The organism is Psychrobacter sp. 1U2 (assembly GCF_051847575.1).
Map to the genome: position 1 here is coordinate 1 of NZ_JBPYDC010001759.1, position 531 is coordinate 531.

Sequence of the window (531 nt, forward strand, 5' to 3'; positions counted from 1 at the left end):
ATAGGTCTTGTTTTCGGTTAAGTGATATACCCCAACGAAATCTTGACCCATACCAATAGGCCACGTCACAGGCACGCATTTGATTTTTAGTACACTCTCAATTTCACTAAGCAGCTCAAGCGGTTCGCGAATCTGACGATCCAGCTTATTGACGAACGAGATGATTGGTGTATCACGCATCCGGCAAACTTCCATCAGTTTGATGGTACGCTCCTCCACCCCTTTTGCGCCATCGACCATCATCAGTGCGCTATCAACGGCGGTCAAGGTACGATAAGTATCTTCACTAAAATCAGCGTGACCGGGGGTATCTAGTAGATTGACCATATGATCTTTATAAGGGAACTGCATGACTGAGGTCGTAATAGAGATACCGCGCTCTTGTTCCATACTCATCCAATCAGAGGTTGCATGACGATCGGTTTTGCGGCCTTTGACTTCACCAACCACTTGGATCGCTTGACCCCATAACAGTAGCTTTTCGGTCATAGTAGTCTTACCCGCATCAGGATGCGAAATAATGGCAAAGGT

1 protein-coding gene is annotated in these 531 nt (G+C 46.5%); it reads right to left on the reverse strand.

Annotated features, from left to right (window positions below; all coding sequences use genetic code 11):
* On the reverse strand, positions 1-531 hold a 531-nt coding region (locus tag ACS8FD_RS24265), incomplete at both ends, for a GTP-binding protein (RefSeq protein WP_439277725.1).